The sequence below is a fragment of the Kitasatospora sp. NBC_00070 genome, from assembly GCF_045041205.1.
Lineage (GTDB): Bacteria > Actinomycetota > Actinomycetes > Streptomycetales > Streptomycetaceae > Kitasatospora.
In genome coordinates, this window is the sequence record NZ_CP108247.1 from 5,615,433 (window position 1) to 5,639,390 (window position 23,958).

Consider the following 23,958-nt stretch of genomic DNA (forward strand, 5'->3'; position numbering starts at 1 on the left):
GGGCCCGTCCGGCCCGTAGGCACGACGGTAATCCCACAGACCGTCAGAAAAGCCTCATGTCACTCGATAGTGGTAGGTCGCGCAGGGGGTTGGCCCAGCAGACCGGCGGGATCGGCGGTCCGGTCACCCGAACGTGTCGCACCGCGCCATGTCACCCGTTCGGTACCCGGTGGTGAACCACTGCTGCCGCTGCGCCGAGGACCCGTGCGTCCAGCTCTCCGGGTTCACCCGCCCCTGGGCCTGCTGCTGGATCCGGTCGTCGCCGACCGCCGCCGCCGCGTCCAGCCCGGCCGCGATGTCCGCGTCGGTCAGCGAGGTGATCAGCGGCCGCCCGGTGCTCGCCTGCGGCGTCCGGGTCGCGGCGTACGCCCAGACCCCCGCGTAGCAGTCGGCCTGCAGCTCCAGCTTCACCGAGCCGCTGTTCGCGCCCTGCCGGTCCTGGCCGACCTTCTTCATCTGCCCGGTCAGGTTCTGGATGTGGTGCCCGTACTCGTGCGCCACCACGTACGCCTCCGCGAACGGTCCGCCCTTGGCGCCGAACCGGCTGCTCAGCTCGTTGAAGAAGCCGAGGTCGAAGTACGCCTTCCGGTCGCCCGGGCAGTAGAACGGCCCGACCGCCGAGCTCGCCGCCCCGCAGGCGGTCTGCACCTGGTTGGTGAACAGCACCGTCTCGGCCGGCTGGTACGCCCCGGCCCGCCGGGTGAACTCGCTCTGCCAGAAGTTCTGCACGCTGTTCACCACCGCGACCATCCGGCAGTCCTGCCGTTGGTTGGCGTCCGAGCCCTTCTTGCAGCTGTCCTGCACCTGGCCCGCCGAGGTCTGCCCGGCGGTGCCGCCACCGCCGTCGGAGACCCCGAGGGTGCTCGGGTCCACCCCGAGCAGCAGCGCGATGATCAACCCGACGATCCCCACCGCACCACCGCCCAGCGCGACCTTTCCGCCGGACATCCCGCGCCGGTCCTGCACCTGCGAGGTGTCGAGATCCGCCTGGTCGTCAAACTGCATCGCGTACCACCTCTGTAACAGTCCGTCCAGTGACCGCAGTCGCACCCTAGCCGCGCTCAGGGACGGTCGCGCGTTGGCCGACCTGGGCTTCCGGCCTGTGCGGCGGCCCGCCGGACGCCGCCCGGGACGGGGCGCGCCGTCGCGCCTGGCTGACGCGGGGCGCGCGGGTTGGGTACGCTCCGCCAGTGTCCAGGAAGCCGTTGCGTGCCCTCATCCGTCGATCCGTGCTGCCCACGCTCGCCGTCCTGGCGGTCCTCGGGGTGGGTGCCGCCGCGCACGCCAACCGCCCGGTGCCGTTCGGCGACGTCCTGGTCAAGCCGGGTGACACCCAGGGCATGGAGGCCAGCCCGGTCGGCGCCCAGACCCGCTCGGCCGGCAGCCCGGAGCTCCGGGTCGGCCCCGGTCTGGAGGCCTTCGACCGGCTGAGCGGCGAACACCTCTGGTCCTACCGCCGGGAGGGCGCCACCGCACTGCACCAGGTGATGGTCGGCGAGAGCGCCGTGGTGATCTGGGACGACGGCATGGTCACCTCGGTCCGCCCCAGCGACCACGAGGTCCGCTGGCACCGGGCCGTCCCCGGACTGGCCGACTGGCTGCACGGCTCCGACCTCAAGGAGGGCGTCGAGCGGACCGGCGAGGAGAAGCTGGCCGGCTCGGTCCGGCGGGCCGCAGCGGCCCTCCAGCCGGTCGACGGCGAGGAGACCTGGGTGGCGGTGGTCACCCCGGCCCTGACCATGGGCTTCCGCGACAGTGACGGCGACCTCCGCTTCAACTCCCGCCCACTGGCCGGGTGTTCGTACGACCCGCTGCGGGCGGTGCACACCGCCTACGCGGTCCTGGTGCCGCGCTCCTGCACCGGTACCAACGGCGCGGGCAACCCGCTGCCCGGCGGCATCACCGGCTTCCGGCTCTCCGCCCGCACCTTCCAGCTCGACGTCGGGCCCAACGTGCAGCTCCGCCGCCTCGACGACTCCCGCGTCACCATCGAGGACGGCCCCGTCCTGGGCACCCGCACCTACGACACCAAGCTCGCCGTCCCCGAATCCACCTGCACCGTCCCCTTCGCCGCCCTCCACCCCACCCCGGGCTGCCCGACCGGCTGACGCCGACGCCCGACCTTTTGGCACGTGGTGCACCACCAGGGGCTCGGGGCTCTGCTGATGTGCGGCTCCGCCGCGTGGGCGACGCCGACCTTCTGGCAGGTGGCTCGGAAGAGTCAGGGGCTCGGGGAACTGCGACGCTAGCCTCGGAACAGGTGATCGTCGCGTGGGTGGTCAGGTACTTTCGCAGTGACCCGAACGCCAGATCTCCTCGCAGTTCCCCGAGCCCCTGGGTCGTGCAACCGAACGCCCTGCCCAAAGCGGAGCGCCTGCCAGAAAAGCTCCTGGACGGGTGCCGGTAGACTGGGCGGCATGGCTGTTCTCTCCGGGCATTAGCGGGCGAGCGGCGCCCGAGGCGCCTCACCCCAGCCCCGTCCACATCCCGCCGCCCCGCCTGTCTCAGGAGTTCCCACAGCCATGATTTCCGCCAATGCCCTGGAGCTGCGCGCCGGCGCCCGCGTCCTGATCGAGTCCGCCAACTTCCGGATCGCCCCGGGTGACCGGATCGGCCTGGTCGGCCGCAACGGCGCCGGCAAGACCACGCTCACCAAGGTGCTGGCCGGCGAGGGCATCCCGGCCGGCGGCAGCGTCACCAGCACCGGCCAGGTCGGCTACCTCCCGCAGGACCCGCGGACCGGCGACCTGGACGTGCTGGCCCGCGACCGGATCCTGTCCGCCCGTGGCCTCGACACCGTGCTCCGCAAGATGCGCGAGAACGAGGACCGGATGGCCAACGGCCAGGGCGCCACCCGGGACAAGGCGATGAAGAAGTACGCCAGCCTGGAGACCGAGTTCCTCACCAAGGGCGGGTACGCCGCCGAGGCCGAGGCCGCCACCATCGCCGCCGCGCTGGGCCTGCCGGACCGCATCCTGGGCCAGCAGCTGCACACCCTCTCCGGTGGCCAGCGCCGCCGGGTCGAGCTGGCCCGGATCCTGTTCTCGGACTCGGACATCCTGCTGCTCGACGAGCCCACCAACCACCTGGACGCCGACTCGATCGTCTGGCTGCGGGACTTCCTGAAGACGTACAAGGGCGGCTTCATCGTGATCTCGCACGATGTCGAACTGGTCGAGACCGTGGTCAACAAGGTGTTCTACCTGGATGCCAACCGGTCCCAGATCGACATCTACAACATGGGCTGGAAGCAGTACCAGCAGCAGCGCGAGGACGACGAGAAGCGCCGCAAGCGCGAGCGCGCCAACGCCGAGAAGAAGGCCGCGACGCTCAACTCGCAGGCCGACAAGATGCGGGCCAAGGCCACCAAGACCGTCGCCGCGCAGAACATGGCCCGCCGGGCCGAGAAGCTGCTCTCCGGCCTCGAGCAGGTCCGGGCCTCCGACAAGGTCGCCAAGCTGCGCTTCCCGGACCCGGCCCCGTGCGGCAAGACGCCGCTGACGGCCAGCGGACTCTCCAAGTCGTACGGCTCGCTGGAGATCTTCACCGACGTCGGCCTGGCGATCGACCGGGGCTCCCGGGTGGTCATCCTGGGCTTCAACGGTGCCGGCAAGACCACCCTGCTGCGGATGCTCGCGGGCGTCGAGCAGCCGGACACCGGCGAGGTGATTCCCGGCCACGGCCTGAAGATCGGCTACTACGCGCAGGAGCACGAGACGCTCGACCCGGAGCGGACGGTGCTGGAGAACATGCGGTCCGCCGCGCCGGACACCGACCTGGTGCAGATCCGGAAGATCCTCGGCTCCTTCCTGTTCTCCGGCGACGACGTCGACAAGCCGGCCGGGGTGCTCTCCGGTGGCGAGAAGACCCGGCTCGCGCTGGCCTCGCTGGTGGTCTCCAGCGCCAACGTGCTGCTGCTCGACGAGCCCACCAACAACCTCGACCCGGCCAGCCGCGAGGAGATCCTCGGCGCGCTGCGCACCTTCTCCGGTGCGGTGGTCCTGGTGACCCACGACGAGGGCGCCGTCGAGGCGCTCCAGCCCGAGCGGATCATCCTGCTGCCGGACGGCGTCGAGGACCTGTGGAGCCCCGGGTACCTGGACCTGGTGGCGCTGGCCTGACCGTCGGGTAGACGGCGAGTACCTTCTCCGGCGTAGAAAAGCCGGTCACCGACGGAATCCGGGAATGGGAGAGTCCCGGATTCCGTTTGGAGAGTTCCCCTGCTGGTGGAGCTGTGTTCAGTCCCCGGCCCGCCCGTGCTGATCAGCAATTTCGTCCCCCGCCGCAGCCGGTCGGCCGCCGCCCGAGGGGGCGCGAGCACCCTCAGTGAGCGCCCTTGTGCGCTGCGATCACGACCGGCAGACTGCGCTTTCCCGGTATCGACCTTGTCGAATGGGTGGCCAGGAGCCTGGCTATGGGTGATCATGGGAATCTGACCGAGCAAAGCTACGAGGAGGCACGGGTGGCCGAGACTCTGAAAAAGGGCAGCCGGGTAACTGGTGCCGCGCGTGAGAAGCTCGCGGCCGATCTGAAGAAGAAATACGACTCCGGCGCGAGCATTCGCGCGCTGGCGGAGGAGACCGGCCGCTCCTACGGCTTCGTGCACCGCATGTTGAGCGAGTCCGGAGTGATCCTCCGAGGTCGCGGTGGTGCCACGCGTGGCAAGAGCAAGGTGGCTGCAACGGCCGGGTCCTGACGCATTGTCAGGAAATCCGACCCGGTCGGGCAGTGCCGATTGTGCGCGGTGCTGATTTGAGTGGCGTGCCAGCAGTTCAGTGAACAGCAAGCAGCTCGAGACGAATCGGCGGCCGGAGAACCGGACCGCCGATCGTCGTTTCCCGGTGTCGTTGACCCGGGCCCTTGATGGGCCCTGTCCGGCGGCGCCGGTTTTTGTTACTCTCCGGTAGCCAATTGCGCCGTCGCCGGAGGTACCGCCATGACCACCCCCATCCTGGACACCGACCCGCAGCTCTGGGAGCAGGCCGGAGTACGGCTCGACCTCGACGATGCGACCGCCGTGGTGACGCTCTGTCGGCCGGAGCGGCGGAATGCCCAGTCCCCGGCGATGTGGCGCGCGCTGGCCGGGATCGGCCGCAGCCTGCCGGGCACCGTACGGGTCGTGGTGCTGCGGGCCGAGGGCGTCTCGTTCTCGGCCGGGCTGGACCGGGCGATGTTCACCCCCGAGGGCATTCCGGGGGAGCGGAGCTTCCTGGAGCTCGCCGCCGCGGACGACAAGGACCTGGACGAGACCATCGCCTCCTACCAGGAGGCGTTCACCTGGTGGCGCCGGCCGGACGTGATCAGCATCGCCGCCGTGCAGGGGCACGCGGTCGGTGCGGGCTTCCAGCTCGCGCTCGGCTGTGACCTGCGGGTGGTGGCCGAGGACGTCCAGTTCGCCATGAAGGAGACCTCGCTCGGTCTGGTGCCGGACCTGGCCGGGACCAAGCCGCTCACCGAACTGGTCGGCTACGCACGGGCGCTGGAGATCTGCGCGACCGGCCGCTGGGTCGGCGCGGAGGAGGCGGTGGCCACCGGGCTGGCCAACCTGGCGGTGCCCGCCGCCGAGCTGGACAACACCGTCCGGGACCTGACCGCCGCGCTGCTGGCCGCACCGCGCAGTGCGGTGATCGAGACCAAGGCGCTGCTCCAGGGGGCGGGCGAGCGCTCCTTCGAGCAGCAGCGCGCCGCCGAGCGGGCCGCCCAGGCCCGCCGCCTGCGCGACCTGGCGGGCCTCGGGGACTGACGGCCGGTCAGTCCCTCCGGTGCAGGGCCCACCCCGACGGGGTGGGCCCTTTGCGCTGTCCGGGGGCCTCCGGCGGGCGGGGGTCGTGGCGGAATGCCAGAGTTGGGCTGATTTGCGATATAGCTGGACGCACAGACAGGGAGCCCGCCATGCCCGACACCCCGACGCCCGCTGCGATGCCGAAGACCGACACCCACAAGGCCACCGACCCGCAGCCCGCCGATGAGCGCGGCCGTACCGCGCTGGCGGTCGGCGTGGTGGAGAAGATCGCCGGCATGGCCGCGCGGGAGATCTCCGGCATCCACGCGCTCGGCTCCGGGCTCTCCCGCACCTTCGGTGCCATGCGGGACCGGGTGCCCGGCGGCAAGTCCAGCGTCGGCCGGGGCATCAAGGCCGAGGTGGGCGAGAAGCAGACCGCGATCGACATCGCGCTGATCGTCGAGTACGGCGTGGTGATCCCGAAGCTGGCCGCCGAGGTGCGGGCCAACATCATCGCCGCGGTGGAGCGGATGACCGGCCTGGAGGTGGTCGAGGTGAACATCGCCGTGAACGACGTCCACCTGCCCGACGAGCCGGACAGTGACGAGGAAGAGGAGCCGGTGACCGGCAGCGGTCAGCGGCCCAGGGTCCAGTAGAGCAACAGGACAGGAGCAGAGGCGGATGAATCTCGGCCTGATCGGGCTGGTGGTGGGGATGGCCCTGGGCTTTGCCGGGTACTTCGGCGGGTTCGCCGCTTTCCTGCTGGTCGCGGTCCTCGGTGGGGTCGGCTTCGTGGCCGGCCGGCTGATCGAGGGCGACCTCGATCTCGGTGACCTCGGTGAACTGCTGCGCGGTCGCGACCGGCGCCGCTGATGTCGGCGGCAGTGGTTCCCGCCGCGCGGCCGGCCGCCGAGCGCGGCCGGCTGCGGATCGCCGACCGGGTGCTGGTCCGGCTGACCGAACGGGCGGCGGGGCAGGCGCTCGGCGGGTCCGGCGCGGTCCGCCGGGTCGCGGTCACCGGCGCCGGTGACCCGGTCCGGCTGAACCTCGGGGTCGAACTGCCGTTCCCGGCCGACCTGGCCGTGCTGGCCACGGAGGTCCGGGTGGCGGTGGCGGCCGAGCTGGCCACGCTGACCGGACGCCCGGTCGGCGAGGTCGTGGTGGTGGTCGAACGGCTGGTGCCGACGGTATGACGGTGGATCAGGCCCGGCCCCGCGTCCGCCGGTTGCGCTCGACCCGGACCGGCTGGACGGCGCTGGTGGTGGTGGCCGCGCTGGTGGTCGGCGGCGGCCTGCTGTACGACGCGGCGGCCGTCCGCACCGGCCACCGGGCCCGCCCCTGGCGGGCCGAGACCGCGGACCGGCTGGCCACCCTGCACCTGGACGACCCGGTGGTGCTGGTCTCCGCCGGGGCGGCCGTGCTGCTCGGGGTGCTGCTGCTTGGTCTGGCGGTGGCGCCCGGGATGCGGCGCTGGCTGGCGCTCCGGCAGCCCGGCGCGGTGATCGACCGGGCCGGGGTGGCCGCCCTGCTCACCCGGCGGGCCGGGGAGTTGGACGGGGTGGACGGAGTGCGGATCAAGGTGCGGCGGTCCAGGACGAAGGTCACGGCGGGCGGGTCCGCCGACCCGGCCGAGGTGCAGCGCGAGTTGCGGGCGGAGCTGGCCCGGGTGCCGCTGGCCGGGGAGAACCGGCTGGACGTCCGGACCGGGAAGGTGCGGCGATGAGCCGGAGCACGGTGAACCGGGTCCTGCTGGGCCTGGCCGGGGTCCTGCTGTTGGCCGGCGGGGCGCTGGTGCTGGCCGGGGGCCTCGACCTCTACGGCCGACTCGGGGTGCGGATGCCGCACTGGTGGCCGCTCACCTCGCCGGACCAGCCGGTGCTGAGCGATGCCTCGCGGACCCGGTGGTCGGGCGAGGCGTGGTGGTGGCCGGTGCTGTTCGCGGTGCTCGGGCTGACCGTGGCGGGCAGTCTTTGGTGGCTGTTCGCCCAGGTGCGGCGGAGCGGTCCCGGCTCGGTGCCGGTGCCGGTGGCGACGGAAGGGGTGACGTTGCGGGTGCGCTCGCGGGCGTTGGCCGACGCGGTCGAGACCGAGACGGTGGCGCTGCCCGAGGTGGTCCGGGTGCAGGCCCGGCTGACGGGGCGTCCGAAGCGGCTGCTGCTGCGGGCGGCCGTCCGCCTCACCCCCGACGGCGACCCGGCCACGGCGGTGGACCACTTCCACGCCGGCCCGCTCGCCCACGCCCGCACCACCCTCGGCCGGGACCTCCCCACCGACCTCCGCCTCCAGGTCGCCCGACCCCCGGGCCCCCGCCGGGAAGCCTCCCGCCGGGTCGTCTGACGCAGCGGGAAGTTGCACTGTCCAGGGGCTCGGGGCTGCACCATAGGCGCCGGGGTCACAGGCGAAAGTGCCTGACCACCTGCGCACGGATCACCTTGCAAGGGCCGGCGTCGCCCACGCGGCGGAGCCGCACATCAGCAGAGCCCCGAGCCCCTGGTGGAGCCGTCTGCAGAAAAGGCTGAGCGCCTGGCTAGAGGGACCGGAGGGCGCCGCCGTCGATGGGGAGCATGATGCCGGTGAGGTAGGAGGCGGCGGGGGAGAGCGCGAAGGCGGCGACCTTGCCGAACTCCTCGGGGGTGCCGTAGCGGCCGAGCGGGATGGTGGCACCGGCGCGGGCGCGGGCCGCACCGGCGTCGCCGCCGAGGGCGTCGAGCTCGCGGAGCCGGTCGGTGTCGATCCGGCCGGGGAGCAGACCGAGGACCCGGATGCCGCGGGGGCCGAGCTCGTCGGCGAGGGACTTGGCGGCCATCGCCAGACCGGGCCGCAGGCCGTTGGAGATGCCGAGGCCGGGGACGGGCTGGCGGACCGAGGTGGAGAGCACGAAGGCGATCACGCCGCCCTCGCCGAGGGCGGCGGCTGCGGTGCGGGCGATCCGCAGGGCGCCGAGCACCACGGTCTCGAAGGCGTGCTGCCAGTCCGCCTCGGTGGTGTCGAGCACGGTGCCGGCCGTCGGGCCGCCGACGCTGACCAGGACGCCGTCCAGGCGGCCGAAGGTCTGCTGGGCGGCGGTGACCAGCTGCTGGGCGGTGGCCGGGTCGGTGTTGTCGGCGACCACGCCGTGCACCCGGCCGGGGGCGTCGAGGGCGGCCACCGCCCTGTCCACGGCCTCCTTGGTGCGGCCGCTGAGCACCACCCTGGCGCCGTCGCCGACCAGTTCGCGCGCGGAGGCGAGGCCGAGGCCCCGGGTCGCGCCGGTCACCACGTACACCCTGTCCTGAAGTCCGAGATCCATGAGGGCCATCCTGCCCGATGGACGGAGCGTCAGACGGCGACCGGCGCGGGGTCGGCCCCGGCCTCGGACTCCGCCTCGGTGTCCGGACCTTCGCGGGCCTCGCGGCGGGCCAGCACCACCAGGCCGACCGGGACCAGTCCGGCGAACAGCCACCACTGGACGGCGTACGCCATGTGCGGGCCGATCGAGGAGTGGTCGGGCTCGGAGAGCAGGATCGGGGAGTCGCCCTGGGCCGGGCTGGAGGCGGCGAGTTCGAGGTAGCCGCCGAGCAGCCGGCCGCCGGTCAGTTCGGCCTGCCGGCCGCTGTTGATCAGCTGGAACTGACGGTCCGGCAGCTTGCCGCGGACCTTGATGCCGCTGCTCTCGGGGGTCTCGTCGGCGCGCAGCCGGCCGGTCACGGTGACCTGACCGGTGGGCGGCGCGGGGACGGTGGGGTAGCTGGCGGCGTCCCCGCCGGATTCCACCCAGCCCCGGTTGACCAGCACCGAGCCGTTGCCGTCGGCCAGCGTGAGCGGGGTGATGACGAAGTAGCCGATGCTGCTGCCGTCGGGTTCGGTCCGGTTGCGGATCACGAACTCGTGGCCGGGGTCGTACTGCCCGGTGGCGCTCATGGTGCGCCAGGTGAGGTCCTTGGGCACGGTGTAACCGGGCTTGGAGACCGAGTCGAACGGGACCGGCGCGGCGGTCAGGCTCTGCGTGATCAGCCCGTTGCGGGCGACCCGGTCCTGGTGCCGGTGGAACTGCCAGAAGCCCAGCTCGACCATGGTCGGCACGAGCAGCGCGGCGAGCAGGGCGAACGCCGCCCAGCGCCAGGAGAGCAGAAATCGGTACACATCGGCAAACTACGCGCACCTACACCGCGCTCACACACCGGGGTGGGGGACCACCTCGCGGAGCAGGTGCAGGAAGGCGTCCTCGCCGACCACCGGGGTGCCGAACTCGCGGGCCTTGCGGGCCTTGCCGCTCCAGCTGCCCGCCTCGTTGGTGACCAGCAGGCTGGTCAGGCGGCTGACCGAGGAGGCGATGTGCAGGCCGGCCTCGATCGCGCGGTCCTCCAGCAGCTCGCGGTCGGTGGCGGTGTCGCCGGTGATGGCCACCCGCATGCCCTGCATCAGCGGGCTGCCGTCGGCCCAGCGGCCCGGGTTCGGGTACGGGCAGGCGGGCCGCTTGCGGCTCGGGCGGTAGGACGAGGAGAAGCCGGACCTGGCCGGCGCGGAGGCGTCCTCGCCGAGGTCGGTGACGGCCACGCAGTTGGTCAGCGGCAGCGGCACCCCGACCTGGCGGGCCAGCTGCAGGCTGGGGCGGAACGCCTCGGCCAGTACCCGGGCGTCGTCCAGCGCGTTGTGCGCCTGGCGCTGCTGGACGCCGAAGTACTCGGCCAGGCTGGCCAGCTTGCCGTTCGGCAGCGGCAGGCCGAGGTCGCGGGAGAGCACCATGGTGCAGAGCCGCTGCTCCACCGGGGCGCGCAGCCCGGCGCGCGAGTACTCCCGGGAGATCATGTTCCAGTCGAAGAGCGCGTTGTGGGCCACCATCACCCGCCCGGCCAGCCGCTCGCCCAGCTCGGCGGCGATCTCCGGGAAGGTCGGCGCCCCGGCCAGCTCCCGGCTGGTCAGGCCGTGGATCCAGGTCGGGCCGGGATCGCGCTCGGGGTTGACGAGGGTGTACCAGTGGTCGGTGACCTCGCCGTGCGCGTCCAGCTGGTAGACACCGGCGGAGATCACCCGGTCGGTGCGGCCGAGCCCGGTGGTCTCGACGTCGACCACGGCGAAGCCCTGACCGTGCTCGGTGCTGCGCTGCGCCGGGAGCGGCGCGGCCCAGGTGGGTTCGCCGCTCGGGGACTGGATCGCGTACATGGTGGACCAGCTTAAGGGCGCGCGCCCACACCCAAGGTCGTTCGGCGGATTCCGGACCGCCTGCGAGCGCCGAAAGTGGCGTACGCGACACCCCGGAATATCGTGGGACCCGGAGTGGTCCTACCAGGGCGACCCCGCACAACGCACCAGGCAGAAGGAAGATCCCTCATGCGCGCCACCGTGATCCACGGCCCGAACGACATCCGGATCGAGGAGGTTCCCGACCCCAGGATCGAGCGGCCGACCGACGCGGTGGTCCGGGTGGTGAACGCCTGCATCTGCGGCAGCGACCTGTGGGCCTACCGGGGTGTGGCGGCGCGTCAGCCCGGTCAGCGGATCGGGCACGAGTTCCTCGGCGTGGTCGAGGAGGTCGGCCGGGAGGTCACCGGGGTGCGGGCGGGTGACCTGGTGGTCGCGCCGTTCGTCTGGTCGGACGGGATCTGCGAGTTCTGCCGCGAGGGTCTGCAGACCTCCTGCCCGCACGGCGGTTTCTGGGGCGAGGTCGGCTCGGACGGCGGCCAGGGCGAGGCGGTCCGGGTGCCGTGGGCCGACGGCACGCTGGTGAAGCTGCCGTCGGAGGCGGTGGGCGACGAGAAGCTGCTCGCCTCGCTGCTGGCGCTGTCCGACGTGATGAGCACCGGTCACCACGCGGCCGTCTCGGCGGGCGTACGGCCCGGCGCCACGGTGGCCGTGGTCGGCGACGGCGCGGTCGGCCTCTGCGGCGTGCTGGCCGCGCACCGGCTGGGCGCCGGGCGGATCATCGCGCTCGGCCGGCACCAGGCCAGGACCGACATCGCCCGGGCGTTCGGCGCCACCGACGTGGTGGCCGAGCGCGGCGAGGCGGCGATCGAGGCGGTCCGCGAGCTGACCGGCGGTCAGGGCGCGCACGCCGTGTTGGAGGCGGTCGGCACCGAGGAGTCGATGCGCACCGCGATCTCGATCACCCGGGACGGCGGCGGGGTCGGCTACGTCGGCGTCCCGCACGGCGGCAGCGCGGGCGTGGACATCGGCCAGATGTTCAACCGGAACGTCTCGGTCGGCGGCGGCGTCGCGCCGGCCCGCGCGTACATCCCCGAGCTGCTCGCCGACGTGCTGGCCGGGACGATCAACCCGGGCCTGGTCTTCGACCGCACCGTCGACCTGGACGGGGTGCCGGACGGCTACCGGGCGATGGACGACCGTTCGGCGCTGAAGGTGTGGATCGCCTTCTGAGGCAGCCGTAGTCTGACGCTCACTCACATGGCGGCACCGCTGGGCGGTGCCGCCATGTGACGTCTTCTTGACGGCTTCTGATCAAAGTTCGGTACGGGGTCTGTCACGGGCCGTTCGTAGGCCCTAGCATGCAGCGGATCCGCGACTGTGACGCCCCTCACGTCCCCTCGTTTCCCCCAGTGCCGCCCGAACACACAGGAGACGCCGAATGGATAGCCCACCCACCGCCGACAGCGCCCCGACCCACCTCCAACTGATCGAGGAGAGCGCCGAGTTCGTCGCCCTGCGGAAGACCTTCCGGGGATTCGTCTTCCCGGTCACCGCCGGGTTCCTGCTCTGGTACCTGCTCTACGTGCTGCTCTCCAGCTACGCCCCCGCCTTCATGGGCATCAAGCTGTTCGGCCACGTCAACATGGCGTTGCTGCTCGGACTCCTGCAGTTCGCCAGCACCTTCGCGATCGCCGCCTGGTACGCGCGCTTCGCCGACCGCCGCCTCGACCCGCCCGCCACCCTGATCCGCGAGCGGGCCACCGTCATCAACCCCCGGGAGGCGGGCGAATGAACGACCTGGCCACCGCCGCGACCGAACACCGCGGCCTGACCATGACCCTGTTCGGCCTGTTCGTGCTGGCCACCCTGGGCATCACCATCTGGGCCGGGCGGCAGACCAAGGACGCCGCCGACTTCTACGCCGGCGGGCGGGGCTTCACCGGCTTCCAGAACGGCCTGGCGATCTCCGGCGACTACATGTCGGCCGCCTCGTTCCTCGGCATCGCCGGGGCGATCGCACTGTTCGGCTACGACGGCTTCCTGTACTCGATCGGCTTCCTGGTCGCCTGGCTGGTCGCGTTGCTGCTGGTGGCCGAACCGCTGCGCAACTCCGGCCGCTACACGATGGCCGACGTGCTGGCGTTCCGGATGCGGCAGCGCCCGGTGCGCACCGCCGCCGGCATCTCCACCATCGTGGTGTCGATCTTCTACCTGCTGGCCCAGATGGTCGGCGCGGGCTCGCTGGTCGCCCTGCTGCTCGGGGTGAGCGGGGACAGCGCCAAGCGCTGGACCGTGGTCGCGGTCGGCGCGCTGATGGTGATCTACGTCGCGATCGGCGGCATGAAGGGCACCACCTGGGTGCAGATCGTCAAGGCGGTGCTGCTGATCGCGGGCACCGCGCTGATGACCGTGCTGGTGCTGGCCAAGTACAACTTCAATCCCTCCGCGCTGCTCGGCGCCGCCGCCGACGCCTCGGGCAAGGGCTCGGCCTTCCTGGAACCGGGGCTCAAGTACGGCGCCACCGAGACCAGCAAGCTGGACTTCCTGAGCCTGGGCCTGGCGCTGGTGCTTGGCACCGCCGGGCTGCCGCACATCCTGGTCCGGTTCTACACGGTGCCCACCGCCAAGGCGGCCCGGAAGTCGGTGCTCTGGGCGATCGGCATCATCGGCGGCTTCTACCTGATGACCCTGGCCCTCGGCTTCGGCGCCGCCGCGCTGGTCGGCCCGAAGACCATCAAGGCGTCCAACGCGGCGGGCAACACCGCCGCCCCGCTGCTGGCCGAGCACCTCGGCGGGGGCAGCGGCACCACCGGCGGCGCGATCCTGCTGGCGGTCATCTCGGCCGTCGCCTTCGCCACCATCCTGGCCGTGGTGGCCGGGCTGACCCTGGCCTCCTCGGCCTCGTTCGCCCACGACCTGTACGCCAACGTGATCCGGCGCGGCAAGGCCGGCGAGAAGGAGGAGGTCCGCTCGGCCAAGCTGGCCGCGATCGGGATCGGCGCGGTCGCCATCGTGCTCAGCCTGTTCGCGGAGAAGCTCAACACCGCCGCGCTGGTGGCGCTGGCCTTCGCGGTGGCCGCCTCGGCCAACCTGCCGACCCTGCTCTACTCGCTGTTCTGGAAGCGCTTCAACACCGTCGGCGCGGTCAGCTCGGTCTACGCCGGCCTGATCAGCTCGGTCACCCTGGTGTTCTTCTCCACCGTGGTCTCCGGCACCGACAAGTCGCTCTTCCCGCACAGCGACTTCCACTGGTTCCCGTTGGAGAACCCGGGTCTGGTCTCGATCCCGGTCGGTTTCCTGGCCGGTCTGATCGGCACCCTGCTCTCCAAGGAGAAGGCCGATCCGGTCAAGGCCGCCGAGCTGGAGGTCCGCTCGCTGACCGGTCTCGGCGCGCACTGACGTCCCGCCCGGCGGACGGCGCTGCTGTCCCGGGGGGTCACGGAGTTAAGCTGGCCCGGCCCACCACCTTCGGTGGCCGGGCCAGCCGTGTTCCTTGGGAAGGGGGCCGACATCGTGCTTCTCGACACCTTCGGCCGACAGGCCGTGGACCTCCGGGTCTCCCTGACCGACCGGTGCAACCTGCGCTGCACGTACTGCATGCCCGAGGAGGGGCTCCAGTGGCTCGGCCGGAGCGAGCTGCTGACCGACGAGGAGATCGTCCGGCTGGTCTCGATCGCGGTCACCGACCTGGGCGTCACCGAGGTCCGGTTCACCGGTGGTGAGCCGCTGCTGCGGCCCGGGCTGGTGGCGATCGTGGCCGCCTGCGCCGAGCTGGCGCCGCGCCCGGAGCTCTCGCTGACCAGCAACGGGATCGGCCTGGCCCGGACCGCCGCCGCGCTGAAGGCGGCCGGCCTCGACCGGGTGAACGTCTCGCTGGACACCCTGGACCCGGAGGTCTTCCGGACCCTGACCCGCCGCAGCCGCCACCAGGACGTCCTGGACGGGCTGGCCGCCGCCGAGGCCGCCGGGCTGACCCCGGTGAAGCTGAACGCGGTGCTGATGCGCGGGGTGAACGACCACGAGGCGCCCGACCTACTGGCCTGGTGCCTGGCGCACGGCTACCAGCTGCGGTTCATCGAGCAGATGCCGCTGGACGCCCAACACGGCTGGGACCGCTCGCAGATGGTCACCGCCGAGGAGATCCTGGAGCGACTGGGCACCCGGTTCGCGCTCACCCCGGAGCCGTCCGCCGCCCGGGGCGCGGCGCCCGCCGAGCGCTGGCTGGTGGACGGCGGCCCGGCGAGCGTGGGCGTGATCGCCTCGGTGACCAGGCCGTTCTGCCGGGCCTGCGACCGGACCAGGCTGACCGCCGACGGTCAGGTCCGCAACTGCCTGTTCGCGACCGGGGAGACCGATCTGCGCACCGCCCTGCGGGAGGGCGGCAGCGACGCCGAGATCGCGGCGCTCTGGCGGGCCGCGATGTGGGGCAAGAAGGCGGGCGCGGGGATCGACGACCCCGAGTTCCTGCAGCCCGAGCGCCCGATGTCGGCGATCGGCGGCTGACGGCCGGTCAGCCCTGCCACCGGTCGAAGGCGACGGTCTCCTGCAGGAAGCCGCGCACGCCCAGGAACTGCGACAGGTGCTCGCGGTGGTCCTCGCAGGCCAGCCAGGTCTTCCGGCGGTCCGGGGTGTGCAGCTTCGGGTTGTTCCACACCAGCACCCACTCGGCGGGCCGACGGCAGCCCTTGCCGGAGCAGACCGGCGGGCCCTCGGGACCGGTCGGGCCGCCGAAGAGACTGAGCGCGGGGGTGTCCATGGTGTGCCGTCCTGGAGCCGTGGCGGGAGTGTGCACCGCCAGTCTCGCACCCGGCCCGTCAGCACCCGCCCGGAGCAGGACATGACGACGCCGGGCAGCCACGGGGGGAGCCGCCCGGCGTCGGTCTGTCGCTCCGACGGGGGATGCGGAGCGCGTACGCAGTATGTCACGCTCGACCGCCCGTGTGCCTAGCTCTGCCAAGATTAATCTGAGCTTGTTCTGAGCTTTCTGTCGGTCAAATCGCTTGATACGGCGGCAAATCGGGCAGTCGGATCAAGCCGCGCCCCGGTCGCCGCCACCGCCGGTGCCGCCCGGGCCGAGCATCAGCGGGGTGTCGGCGGGCACCGCGAAGGTGCTCGGCAGACCCGGGGCCCGCTCCCGCCCGGCGTTGGCGATCAGCACCGCGAAGTAGGGGAGCAGCACCGCGCCGGCGAGCGCCGCGAACGCGAGGTACCGCTGCACGTCCCAGAGCACCACCGCGAGCAGCACGCACAGCGTGCGCGCCAGCATCGAGATCACGTAGCGCCGCTGGCGCCCCCGGACGTCCTCGGAGAGACTGCTCCGCGCCCCGGTGATCCGGAAGACCTCGCCCCGCTTGCCCATGCTGCTACCACCCTCGTCGGCACCCTGGTTCGGCGTCATCACCGTACGCCTGGTTCACACGGTCGGAGGAGAGCGGGGGCATGAAACGGCCCACCCGAGGTGCGGATGGGCCGGGTGGGGCAAAAACTGTGGTCCAGAAGGGCAGCACCGCCGACCGTCGGCGGCCCGCGCTCTCGGGAGCTGACATGTGGTCGATCATCTCGGCGCTGATCGAGGGGCTGATCCTGGGCGGCATCGCCCGGCTGGTGATCCCCGGTAAGCAGGACATCCCGATCTGGCTGACCATGGTGCTCGGCATGGTCGGGGCACTGCTGGGCAATCTGGTCGCCCACCTGTTCGGGGTGGCCGACACCCGGGGCTTCGACTGGTGGCGGCACGCCTTCCAGCTCGGTGCCGCCGTGCTGCTGATCGTGGTGATCGCCCCGGTCTGGAGCTCACGCAAGCGGGTGTAGGTACTCCGCGGGGACCGCGTCGGTCAGCCAGACCCCGTTGGCACTGACCCGGAACTCGTGACCGGCCGCCGCCATCGCGGCGGCGTCCACCACCAGCACCACCGGACGGCCGTGTCGGGAACCCACCCGCACGGCCGTCTCGGTGTCCGCGGACAGGTGGACGTCCTGACGGCTCATCGGCCGCAGGCCGTCCCGGTGGATCGCCTCCAGGTTCCGCCCGGTGGTGCCGTGGTAGAGCACCGGTGGCGGCTCGGTGGCGGACAGACCGAGGTCGACCGCCACCGAGTGGCCCTGGCTGGCCCGGATCCGCGAGCCGTCCTCCGAGTACGCGAAGCGGCGCTTGTTGTTGGTCTCCACCACGTGGTCGAGCTCGGCCCGGTCGACCCGGGTGCCGTGCCTGCCCAGCGCGGCGAGCAGGGTGTCGACCGCGACCCAGCCGGCCTCGTCCAGCGTCACGCCGATCGAGGCCGGGTCGTGCCGGAGCACCCGGGAGAGCGTCTTGGAGACCCGTACGGTCCGCTTCGCGTCCGTGGTCATGACGCCTGGCTGACCGAGCTCATGTTGAAGTCGGCCACCCGGACCGGCGGCATCGCGGTGCGGGTGAACCAGTCGCCCCACTCGCGGGGCAGGCAGGGCTCGGTCCGCCCGACCTCGGTGATCCGGTTCAGCAGGTCCACCGGGGACTCGTTGAAGCGGAAGTTGTTCACCTGGCCGACCACCTCGCCGTGCTCGACCAGGTAGACGCCGTCCCGGGTCAGGCCGGTGAGCAGCAGGGTCGCCGGGTCCACCTCGCGGATGTACCAGAGGCAGGTGAGCAGCAGACCGCGCTCGGTGCGGGCGATCATCTCGTCCAGGGTGGGGGCACCCTCCTGGTCCGGGACGGTCAGCACCAGGTTGTCGATCGCCGGGGTGACCGGCAGGCCGGTCAGGCCGCTGGAGTGCCGGGTGGTCAGCAGGTTGGTCAGCTCGCCGTCCGTGATCCAGTCGGTGGCGGTCAGCGGGAGGCCGTTGTCGAAGGCCGAGCTGTCCTCGCCGGAGGACCGGGTCAGCACGAACGGCGCGGCCTCCAGGCCCGGGTGGGCCGGGTCCGAGCGCAGCGTGAGCGGCAGCGGGCTGAGCCGGTCGCCGATCCGGGTGCCGCCGTTGGGCTTGGAGAAGACCGTGCGCCCCTCGGCGGCGTCCCGGCCGCCGGAGGACCAGCTCAGGTAGACCATCAGGTCGGCGACCGCGGTGGGCGGCAGCAGCGTCTCGTACCGGCCGGCCGGGAGGTCGATCTTCTTGGCGCCCCAGGCCAGCCGCTTGGTGACCTCGGCGTGCAGCGCGGCCACGTCCACGTCGGTGAAGTCGCGGGTGGCGGCGCCGGCCCAGGCGGAGCCGGTCAGGTCGCCGGTCTTGGCGTTCAGCTCGACCGTGCCGGTCGGCTGGTCGTGCCGCAGCCGCAGGCCGGTGGAGGTGCCCAGGTAACTGCTGGTCAGCTCGTGCCGGGCGAAGCCGTAGAGCAGCTGGCCGTCCCGGCGGGCCCGGGCGAACGCCTCGCCGAGTGCCGGGGCGAAGGCCGCGAAGACCTCGACCGAGGTCTCGGCCGGCGGTGCGGTGAAGTCCGCGGAGGATTCGCGGACCGGTACCAGCGGCTGGGCGTCCTCGGCCGGGCCCGCGTCGCGGGCGGCGGCCTCGGCGGCCCGGACCAGGCTCTCCACCTCGTCCAGCGTGACGGCCTCGCGGGCCACCACGCCGGAGGCGGTGCCCTCGGCGCCGTCCACGGTGGCGATCACGGTGAGGCGGCGGCCGCGGGTGACGCCGTTGGTGGTCAGCGCGTTGCCGGCCCAGCGCAGGTTGGCGGTGGACTCCTCGTCGGCGATCACCACGCAGCCGTCGGTCCGGGAAAGTTCGAGCGCGCGCTCGACCAGCTCGTGCGGGTGGATGTAGGGCATCAGTGACCCGCCTCCTGCTGGGTGTTGAGCACGTTGACGTCGCGGAACAGCGCGGACGGGCAGCCGTGGCTGACCGCCGCGACCTGGCCCGGCTGGGCCTTGCCGCAGTTGAAGGCACCGCCGAGCACGTAGGTCTCCGGGCCGCCGACCGCGCTCATCGAGCCCCAGAAGTCGGTGGTGGTGGCCTGGTAGGCGAAGTCCTTGACCTGGCCCGCCAGTTGCCCGTCCTTGATGGCGTAGGCGCGCTGGCCGGTGAACTGGAAGTTGTACCGCTGCATGTCGATCGACCAGGAGCGGTCGCCGACGATGTACAGCCCGTTCTCCACCTGGGCGAACAGGCCCTCGGTGCTGGGCCCGTCGGCGGCCGGCTGGAGCGAGACGTTGGCCATCCGCTGCACCGGGACGTGCCCGGGGGAGTCCGCGTAGGCGCAGCCGTTGGAGCGGCCGAGATCCTTCAACCTGGCCATCGCCCGGTCGAGTTGGTAGCCGACCAGGACGCCGTCCCGGACCAGGTCCCAGCTCTGGGTGGCCACCCCCTCGTCGTCGTAGCCGATGGTGGAGAGGCCGTGCTCGGCGGTCCGGTCACCGGTGACGTGCATCAGCTCGGAGCCGTACTTGAGCGAGCCGAGCTTGTCGAAGGTGGCGAACGAGGTGCCCGCGTACGCGGCCTCGTAGCCGAGCGCGCGGTCCAGCTCGGTGGCGTGGCCGATCGACTCGTGGATGGTCAGCCACAGGTTGGACGGGTCGATCACCAGGTCGTAGCGGCCCGCCTCGACGCTCGGCGCCTTCATCTTCTCGGCCAGCAGGGTGGGCAGCTCGGCGAGTTCGGCGTTCCAGTCCCAGCCGGTGCCGAGCAGGTACTCCCAGCCGCGACCCACCGGCGGGGCCAGCGTGCGCATCGAGTCGAAGGCGCCGGTCCGCTCGTCCACCGAGGTGGCGTCCACGGTCGGGTGCAGCCGGATCCGCTGCTGGGTGGTGACGGTGCCCGCGGTGTCCGCGTAGAACTTGTTCTCCTGCACCGTCAGCACCGAGGCCGAGACGTGCGAGACGCCGTCGGCGGCCAGCAGGCGCCGGCTCCACTCGGCCAGCAGCGCGGTCTTCTCCGCGTCCGGCACGTCGAACGGGTTGATCTCGTACGCGGAGACCCAGGTGGCGTCCGCGTGCACCGGCTCCTCGGCCAGCTCGACCAGGTCGGTGCCGCCGGCCGCGCGGCTGATCCCGCCGGACAGCCGGGCCACCGCGACGGCCTGCTCGGCGACCAGCACGGCCGCCTCCGGGGTCAGGTCGACACCGGCCGCGAAGCCCCAGGCGCCGTCCAGCAGCACCCGGACCGCGAAGCCCAGCTGGACGCTGTCGGAAGAGCCGGCCGGGCGGGCGTCCCGCAGCCGCCAGGCGGCGCTGCGGACCCGCTCCAGCCGGAAGTCGGCATGGGCGGCGCCCAACGCGGTCGCCCGGCCCAGGGCGGCGTCGGCGAGGGTGCGCAGCGGGTACGCGAGGAACAGCGGATCGACGGCGCGGCCTTGGGTACGGCCTGCGCTGGGCGTCGGGGGCATCGGGCTCCCTGGGTCGGGGGACGAACGGCGGCGGGCGCCCCGGGCAGGGGCACCCGCCTCGCATCATCGCCTGTCCGGCGACCCAGGGCCAGCAGATTTAGACCGGCCGCCGGGTCGCGACCGGCCCGGCAGGGGCGGCTTTCAGGCCACCGGCTCCCACCAGCCGTCCAGCTCCGGCGGGTTGTCCACGTCCACCCGCTGGCCCGGCCGGGGCACCGCGATCGGCACCGCCTGCTGCTTGGCCTCGGCGAGCAGCCGCTCGATCGGCTCGGCCCACGGGTGCAGCCCCAGGTCGAAGGTGCACCAGTGCACCGGCACCAGCAGCTCCGCCCGCAGCTCCCGGTGGGCCCGGACGGCGTCCTCCGGCGTCATGTGGATGTCGGCCCAGGCGTGGTCGTACGCGCCGATCTGGACCAGCGCGGCGTCGAACGGGCCGTGCTGCTCACCGATCCGGGCGTAGCCCTCGAAGTAGCCCGAGTCGCCGGTGTAGTAGACCTTGCGGGTCGGCCCGGCGATCACCCAGGAGCCCCAGAGGGTGGTGTTGCGGGTGGTGCCGCGGCCGGAGAAGTGGTGCGCCGAGGTCAGCGTCAGGGTCAGGTCGCCGAGGGTGCAGGTCTCGTCCCAGTCCAGCTCGATGATCCGGTGCTCGGGCACGCCCCAGCGGCGCAGGTGGCCGCCGATGCCCAGCGGCACCGCGAACGGGGCGGACTGAGCCGCCGTCAGGCGCTGGACGGTGGCCATGTCCAGGTGGTCGTAGTGGTCGTGCGAGATCAGCACCGCGTCCACCGGCGGCAGCTCCTCCAGCTCGACCGGCACCGGGTGCAGCCGCTTCGGGCCGACGTGCGCGGACGGCGAGCAGCGGTCGCTCCAGATCGGGTCCAGCAGCACCCGGCTGCCCTCCACCTCGACCAGCGCGGAGGCGTGCCCGAACCAGGTGATCTCCACCCCCTCGGCGGCCGGCCGGTGGGCGCCGCCGTCGAACCGGGCCAGCGGCACCGGGCCGCTGGGCTTGCCGTGCCGCTCGAACAGCATCCGGCGCAGGGTGTCCCGGTTGACCGGGGTCTCCGGGGCGGGCCTGGCCAGCTCGGACGGGGCGTTGTGGAAGACGCCGTCCCGGAACTGCGGGGAGCTGCGCACCCGGGGGTCGGCCGCGTCGGGCCGACGGCCGAAGGAGGCGGGTACCTCACGGAACGCCCACGCGGCGGCACCGGCCGCGGCGGTCAGGGCGGCCAGTGCCAGCAGGGTCTTGCGGCTGCCGGGTCGTCGCTCGCTCATCCGTCTCTTCTTCGCTCTCGGTCCGTGGTGGCCGGAACCCGGCCCACGTGGCCAACGGCTTCGGCACGGCGGGTGTTCCCGGCGGAGGGCCGATTCGTCGGACGTCGGTGGGTGCACGCATTGTCGGGATGCGACAGTTCGGGCCGGACGGACCTGTGGGAGCTGGATTCGCCGCTGGCCGGAAACGACCGATAGCGTCACAGTGCGTACGCGTGCACCGCGTACCCACGCGGTCAGGACGGCACCTCACGTGCCGGGTCTGCGTCCGCAGATCTTCTACGGAGAGAGGTGTGTCCGTGAGCCGCTCGGTTCTCGTCACCGGAGGTAACCGGGGCATCGGCCTCGCGATCGCCCTGGCCTTCGCCGAGGCGGGCGACAAGGTCGCCATCACCAGCCGCTCCGGCGAGCTGCCCGAGGAGCTGGCCAAGCACCAGGTCATCGCCGTCCGCTGCGACATCAACGACGCTGCGCAGGTGGACGCCGCCTTCACCGAGATCGAGGCCGCGAACGGCCCGGTCGAGGTCCTGGTCGCGAACGCGGGGATCACCAAGGACACCCTGCTGCTCCGGATGACGGAGGAGGACTTCACCTCCGTCCTGGACACCAACCTCACCGGGGCCTTCCGGGTGGTCAAGCGGGCTTCGGCCAAGATGCTGCGGGCCCGCAAGGGCCGCGTCGTGCTGATCTCCTCGGTGGTCGGTCTGCTCGGCTCGCCGGGCCAGGCCAACTACGCCGCCTCCAAGTCCGGCCTGGTCGGTTTCGCCCGCTCCCTGGCCCGCGAGCTCGGCTCCCGCAACATCACCGTCAACGTGGTCGCTCCCGGCTTCGTGGACACCGACATGACCGCGGTGCTCAGCGACGAGCGCCGCAAGGAGATCGTCTCGGGCGTGCCGCTCGGCCGATACGCCGCGCCCGCCGAGGTCGCGGCCGCAGTGCGCTTCCTCTCCTCCGACGAGGCCGCATACATCACCGGAGCCGTCATTCCCGTCGACGGCGGATTGGGCATGGGTCACTGAACATGAGTGGAATTCTCGAGGGCAAGCGCATCCTGATCACGGGTGTGCTGATGGAGTCCTCCATCGCCTTCCACACCGCGAAGCTGGCCCAGGAGCAGGGTGCGGAGATCATCCTCACCGCGTTCCCGCGGCCGAGCCTGACCGCCCGGATCGCCAAGAAGCTGCCGAGGCCGGTGGAGACCCTGGAGCTGGACGTCTCCAGCGACGAGCAGCTGGCCGGCATCGCCGACCAGGTCCGCGCGGCCGGCCTGCCGACCCTGGACGGCATCGTCCACTCGATCGGCTTCGCCCCGCAGGACGCGCTCGGCGGCAACTTCCTGAACACCCCGTGGGAGTCGGTGGCGACCGCGATGCAGGTCTCGGCCTTCTCGCTGAAGTCGCTCACCACGGCGCTGCTCCCGCTGATGCAGGACGGCGGCTCGGTGGTCGGCCTGACCTTCGACGCGCAGTACGCCTGGCCGCAGTACGACTGGATGGGCCCGGCCAAGGCCGCCCTGGAGTCGACCAACCGCTACCTGGCGCGCTACCTCGGTGAGCGGAACATCCGCTGCAACCTGATCTCGGCCGGCCCGATCGGTTCGATGGCCGCCAAGTCCATCCCGGGCTTCCCCGACCTGGCCGCCACCTGGGAGGACCGGTCGCCGCTCAAGTGGGACCTGACCGACCCGGAGCCGACCGGTCGTGGCGTGGTCGCGCTGCTGTCGGACTGGTTCCCGAAGACCACCGGCGAGATCATCCACGTCGACGGCGGGCTGCACGCGATCGGCGCCTGACGGATCGTCACCAGGGGGTACGGGGCCTGCGCCCCGTACCCCCTCGGCGTTTCTAGTCCCCGCACATGCCGATCGCCCGGCCCGCCTCGACCGAGGCCCGGGCGGCGTCCCCGGCCCGGACCGCGTCCAGGATGCCGCCGTGCCCGACGTACCGGTCGGCGATCAGCTCGGGGCCGACGTCGTGCCGCAGGTGGGCCCGCAGCACCTCGCCCAGGTCGGCGTAGACCGCCGCGATCACGTCGTTGTGCGCGGAGGCCACCACGGCCTGGTGGAAGGCGGCGTCGGCCTGCACGAAGTCCTCGGCCACGCCGGAGTGCCAGGCCGCCTCGCGGCGGGCCAGCGTGGTCTCCAGCAGCTCCAGGTCGCGCGGGGTGCGGCGGCCGGCGGCCAGCCCGGCCGCCGAGGTCTCCAGCATCGAGCGCAGCTCGGCGACCTGGTCCTGGTCGGCGTCGGCGTCGGCGAACCGACGGTGCATCACCCCGGCCAGTTCGCTGGTGGCCAGCACGTAGGTGCCCGAGCCCTGCCGGATGTCCAGCAGCCCGTTGTGGGCGAGCGCCCGGACCGCCTCCCGGACGGTGTTCCTGGCCACCCCGAGCTGTTCGACCAGGGCGGGCTCGGTGGGGATCCGGGAGCCGACCGGCCACTCGCCGGAGGTGATCTGGGCCCGGAGCTGGGCGATCACCTGGTCGGAGAGCGGGGTGCGGCGGGTGGTCGACAGTGCCATCGGACTCCCTGTCAGCGGTGGAGGACACG

Annotated in this window: 27 protein-coding genes; 16 read left to right on the forward strand and 11 right to left on the reverse strand. The window is 72.3% G+C overall.

Annotation, left to right across the window (positions count from 1 at the left end):
* Positions 1–123: 123 nt before the first annotated feature.
* The gene (locus tag OHV05_RS25685; RefSeq protein WP_405019746.1) at positions 124–1,005 is read right to left on the reverse strand and encodes a neutral zinc metallopeptidase; all 882 of its coding nucleotides are present in this window, start codon (positions 1,003–1,005) and stop codon (positions 124–126) included.
* A 185-nt stretch (positions 1,006–1,190) separates the two neighbouring features.
* Between OHV05_RS25685 and OHV05_RS25690 the strand changes: the two genes are divergently transcribed.
* From OHV05_RS25690 to OHV05_RS25730, 9 genes are all read left to right on the forward strand, one after another.
* Positions 1,191–2,108 carry a hypothetical protein gene (locus tag OHV05_RS25690; RefSeq protein WP_405019747.1) on the forward strand — a complete coding sequence of 306 codons (918 nt, stop codon included), beginning with the start codon at positions 1,191–1,193 and terminating at the stop codon, positions 2,106–2,108.
* A 414-nt stretch (positions 2,109–2,522) separates the two neighbouring features.
* Positions 2,523–4,121 (forward strand): ABC-F family ATP-binding cassette domain-containing protein, encoded by a 1,599-nt coding sequence (locus OHV05_RS25695; RefSeq protein ID WP_405019748.1) that lies wholly within the window; start codon positions 2,523–2,525, stop codon positions 4,119–4,121.
* Between the two features lie 341 nt (positions 4,122–4,462).
* Positions 4,463–4,696 carry a helix-turn-helix domain-containing protein gene (locus OHV05_RS25700; RefSeq protein WP_405019749.1) on the forward strand — a complete coding sequence of 78 codons (234 nt, stop codon included), beginning with the start codon at positions 4,463–4,465 and terminating at the stop codon, positions 4,694–4,696.
* 240 nt (positions 4,697–4,936) lie between these two features.
* Positions 4,937–5,743 (forward strand): enoyl-CoA hydratase/isomerase family protein, encoded by an 807-nt coding sequence (locus OHV05_RS25705; protein WP_405019750.1) that lies wholly within the window; start codon positions 4,937–4,939, stop codon positions 5,741–5,743.
* A gap of 176 nt (positions 5,744–5,919) precedes the next feature.
* Positions 5,920–6,378 (forward strand): Asp23/Gls24 family envelope stress response protein, encoded by a 459-nt coding sequence (locus OHV05_RS25710; RefSeq protein ID WP_405021542.1) that lies wholly within the window; start codon positions 5,920–5,922, stop codon positions 6,376–6,378.
* A gap of 25 nt (positions 6,379–6,403) precedes the next feature.
* Positions 6,404–6,595 carry a hypothetical protein gene (locus OHV05_RS25715; RefSeq protein WP_403040739.1) on the forward strand — a complete coding sequence of 64 codons (192 nt, stop codon included), beginning with the start codon at positions 6,404–6,406 and terminating at the stop codon, positions 6,593–6,595.
* Entirely contained in the window at positions 6,595–6,915 is a 321-nt protein-coding gene (locus OHV05_RS25720; protein ID WP_405019751.1) for a hypothetical protein, read from the forward strand. The genes OHV05_RS25715 and OHV05_RS25720 overlap by 1 nt, the downstream gene beginning before the upstream one ends.
* Positions 6,912–7,445 carry a DUF6286 domain-containing protein gene (locus tag OHV05_RS25725; RefSeq protein WP_405019752.1) on the forward strand — a complete coding sequence of 178 codons (534 nt, stop codon included), beginning with the start codon at positions 6,912–6,914 and terminating at the stop codon, positions 7,443–7,445. Before OHV05_RS25720 ends, OHV05_RS25725 begins: the two co-directional genes overlap by 4 nt.
* Positions 7,442–8,059, forward strand: coding sequence for an alkaline shock response membrane anchor protein AmaP (locus OHV05_RS25730; protein ID WP_405019753.1), 618 nt, complete (start codon positions 7,442–7,444; stop codon positions 8,057–8,059). Before OHV05_RS25725 ends, OHV05_RS25730 begins: the two co-directional genes overlap by 4 nt.
* Positions 8,060–8,249: 190 nt before the next feature.
* Here OHV05_RS25730 and OHV05_RS25735 read toward each other — a convergent pair whose 3' ends face one another.
* Genes OHV05_RS25735 through OHV05_RS25745 form a run of 3 tightly spaced genes read right to left on the reverse strand, consistent with a single transcriptional unit; the run spans position 8,250 to position 10,864 of the window.
* Positions 8,250–9,011, reverse strand: coding sequence for an SDR family oxidoreductase (locus OHV05_RS25735; protein ID WP_405019754.1), 762 nt, complete (start codon positions 9,009–9,011; stop codon positions 8,250–8,252).
* 29 nt (positions 9,012–9,040) lie between these two features.
* The gene (locus OHV05_RS25740) at positions 9,041–9,844 is read right to left on the reverse strand and encodes an SURF1 family protein (protein ID WP_405019755.1); all 804 of its coding nucleotides are present in this window, start codon (positions 9,842–9,844) and stop codon (positions 9,041–9,043) included.
* Between the two features lie 30 nt (positions 9,845–9,874).
* Positions 9,875–10,864, reverse strand: a complete 990-nt coding sequence (locus OHV05_RS25745; RefSeq protein ID WP_403040745.1) for a DEDDh family exonuclease — start codon at positions 10,862–10,864, stop codon at positions 9,875–9,877.
* Between the two features lie 168 nt (positions 10,865–11,032).
* Between OHV05_RS25745 and OHV05_RS25750 the strand changes: the two genes are divergently transcribed.
* The 4 genes from OHV05_RS25750 (at position 11,033) to moaA (ending at position 15,349) form a co-directional block, all read left to right on the forward strand.
* On the forward strand, positions 11,033–12,076 hold the full coding sequence (locus tag OHV05_RS25750) for a zinc-dependent alcohol dehydrogenase family protein (RefSeq protein WP_405019756.1): 1,044 nt from the start codon (positions 11,033–11,035) through the stop codon (positions 12,074–12,076).
* A gap of 208 nt (positions 12,077–12,284) precedes the next feature.
* Positions 12,285–12,638, forward strand: a complete 354-nt coding sequence (locus OHV05_RS25755; RefSeq protein ID WP_405019757.1) for a DUF485 domain-containing protein — start codon at positions 12,285–12,287, stop codon at positions 12,636–12,638.
* Complete coding sequence (locus OHV05_RS25760) at positions 12,635–14,245, forward strand: cation acetate symporter (protein WP_405019758.1); 1,611 nt, start codon at positions 12,635–12,637, stop codon at positions 14,243–14,245. Before OHV05_RS25755 ends, OHV05_RS25760 begins: the two co-directional genes overlap by 4 nt.
* A 114-nt stretch (positions 14,246–14,359) precedes the next feature.
* Positions 14,360–15,349: a GTP 3',8-cyclase MoaA gene (gene moaA / locus OHV05_RS25765; RefSeq protein ID WP_405019759.1), complete on the forward strand. Its 990-nt coding sequence runs from the start codon at positions 14,360–14,362 to the stop codon at positions 15,347–15,349.
* Positions 15,350–15,356: 7 nt separating this feature from the next.
* Here moaA and OHV05_RS25770 read toward each other — a convergent pair whose 3' ends face one another.
* Positions 15,357–15,602 (reverse strand): hypothetical protein, encoded by a 246-nt coding sequence (locus OHV05_RS25770; RefSeq protein WP_405019760.1) that lies wholly within the window; start codon positions 15,600–15,602, stop codon positions 15,357–15,359.
* A gap of 273 nt (positions 15,603–15,875) precedes the next feature.
* The gene (locus tag OHV05_RS25775) at positions 15,876–16,244 is read right to left on the reverse strand and encodes a DUF3099 domain-containing protein (RefSeq protein ID WP_405019761.1); all 369 of its coding nucleotides are present in this window, start codon (positions 16,242–16,244) and stop codon (positions 15,876–15,878) included.
* 146 nt (positions 16,245–16,390) lie between these two features.
* On the opposite strand from OHV05_RS25775, the gene OHV05_RS25780 reads away from it, so the two are divergent.
* Positions 16,391–16,657 (forward strand): GlsB/YeaQ/YmgE family stress response membrane protein, encoded by a 267-nt coding sequence (locus tag OHV05_RS25780; protein ID WP_405019762.1) that lies wholly within the window; start codon positions 16,391–16,393, stop codon positions 16,655–16,657.
* On the opposite strand, the gene OHV05_RS25785 is transcribed toward OHV05_RS25780, so the two are convergent.
* From OHV05_RS25785 to OHV05_RS25800, 4 genes are all read right to left on the reverse strand, one after another.
* Positions 16,640–17,194 (reverse strand): RNA 2'-phosphotransferase, encoded by a 555-nt coding sequence (locus tag OHV05_RS25785; RefSeq protein ID WP_405019763.1) that lies wholly within the window; start codon positions 17,192–17,194, stop codon positions 16,640–16,642. The genes OHV05_RS25780 and OHV05_RS25785 overlap by 18 nt on opposite strands.
* Positions 17,191–18,588: a metallopeptidase TldD-related protein gene (locus OHV05_RS25790; protein ID WP_405019764.1), complete on the reverse strand. Its 1,398-nt coding sequence runs from the start codon at positions 18,586–18,588 to the stop codon at positions 17,191–17,193. The genes OHV05_RS25785 and OHV05_RS25790 overlap by 4 nt, the downstream gene beginning before the upstream one ends.
* On the reverse strand, positions 18,588–20,141 hold the full coding sequence (locus OHV05_RS25795) for a TldD/PmbA family protein (RefSeq protein ID WP_405019765.1): 1,554 nt from the start codon (positions 20,139–20,141) through the stop codon (positions 18,588–18,590). The genes OHV05_RS25790 and OHV05_RS25795 overlap by 1 nt, the downstream gene beginning before the upstream one ends.
* Before the next feature lie 141 nt (positions 20,142–20,282).
* Positions 20,283–21,416 carry an MBL fold metallo-hydrolase gene (locus tag OHV05_RS25800; protein WP_405019766.1) on the reverse strand — a complete coding sequence of 378 codons (1,134 nt, stop codon included), beginning with the start codon at positions 21,414–21,416 and terminating at the stop codon, positions 20,283–20,285.
* A 296-nt stretch (positions 21,417–21,712) separates the two neighbouring features.
* Here OHV05_RS25800 and fabG point away from each other — a divergent pair, with 296 nt between their 5' ends.
* Complete coding sequence (gene fabG, locus OHV05_RS25805; RefSeq protein ID WP_403040757.1) at positions 21,713–22,432, forward strand: 3-oxoacyl-[acyl-carrier-protein] reductase; 720 nt, start codon at positions 21,713–21,715, stop codon at positions 22,430–22,432.
* Positions 22,433–22,434: 2 nt separating this feature from the next.
* Positions 22,435–23,205: an enoyl-ACP reductase FabI gene (fabI, locus tag OHV05_RS25810; protein WP_405019767.1), complete on the forward strand. Its 771-nt coding sequence runs from the start codon at positions 22,435–22,437 to the stop codon at positions 23,203–23,205.
* A gap of 52 nt (positions 23,206–23,257) precedes the next feature.
* Here fabI and OHV05_RS25815 read toward each other — a convergent pair whose 3' ends face one another.
* On the reverse strand, positions 23,258–23,929 hold the full coding sequence (locus OHV05_RS25815) for a FadR/GntR family transcriptional regulator (RefSeq protein ID WP_405019768.1): 672 nt from the start codon (positions 23,927–23,929) through the stop codon (positions 23,258–23,260).
* Positions 23,930–23,958 lie beyond the last annotated feature (29 nt).